The organism is Aureimonas sp. SK2, assembly GCF_029813115.1.
Lineage (GTDB): Bacteria > Pseudomonadota > Alphaproteobacteria > Rhizobiales > Rhizobiaceae > Aureimonas.
Window position 1 is genome coordinate 1 of sequence record NZ_JAPZDS010000061.1, and the last position, 974, is coordinate 974.

At 64.4% G+C, this 974-nt stretch carries 1 pseudogene; it reads left to right on the forward strand.

Annotated features, from left to right (window positions below):
- Positions 1-941, forward strand: a pseudogene (locus O5O54_RS22210) (IS3 family transposase); the annotation flags it as partial.
- Positions 942-974 lie beyond the last annotated feature (33 nt).

Sequence of the window (974 nt, forward strand, 5' to 3'; positions counted from 1 at the left end):
CTGACGCTGGAGAAGCTGATCCTCAAGGAGGCCGCCTCGGGAAACTGGTGAGCCCCTCCCGCCGTCGCCAATGCATCGACCGCGTCGTGAAGAAGTTCGATGTGTCGGAGCGATTGGCGTGCCGGGTTCTGGGGCAGCACCGATCGACGCAGCGCAAGGTGCCGAAGGGGCGAGCCGACGATGCGGCGTTGACGGCCGACATCATCGAGCTGGCGGCGCAGTATGGGCGCTACGGGTATCGCCGGATCGCGGCCTTGCTTCGCGACGCTGGCTGGCTCGTCAACGTGAAGCGCGTCGAGCGCATCTGGTGCCAGGAAGGTCTGAAGGTGCCGGCCAGGCAGCCCAAACGCGGTCGGCTCTGGCTGAACGACGGCTCGTGCGTTCGGCTTCGACCAGAGCGTCCCAACCACGTGTGGTCCTACGACTTTGTCGAGGACCGCACCCACAACGGCCGCAAGTTCCGCATGCTGAACGTCATCGACGAGTTCACCCGAGAGTGCTTGGCCATTCGGATCGACCGGAAGTTGCGGTCTACGGACGTCATCGATGTTCTGTCGGACCTCTTCATCCTACGCGGCGTGCCCAGGCACATCCGTTCCGACAACGGTCCCGAGTTCATCGCCAAGGCGGTGCGCGACTGGATCACGGCGGTCGGAGCCAGCACTGCCTTCATCGAACCGGGCTCGCCTTGGGAGAACGGCTACTGCGAGAGCTTCAACTCGAAACTCCGCGACGAACTTCTGAACGGCGAGATCTTCTACAGTCTCGCCGAGGCCCGGATCGTCATCGAGAGCTGGCGGCATCACTACAACACCAAGCGTCCACACTCGAGCCTGGGCTACCGTCCACCCGCTCCTGCCGCCGTGCCGTGGCCGGCTGCGCTACCCCAACCCGCTTCGCCGGCCAGCTCAACCGTCGCCTGCAAGCCCACCATGCATTAGATTTGAACCGGGCCACCTAATGGGGGCAGGCCA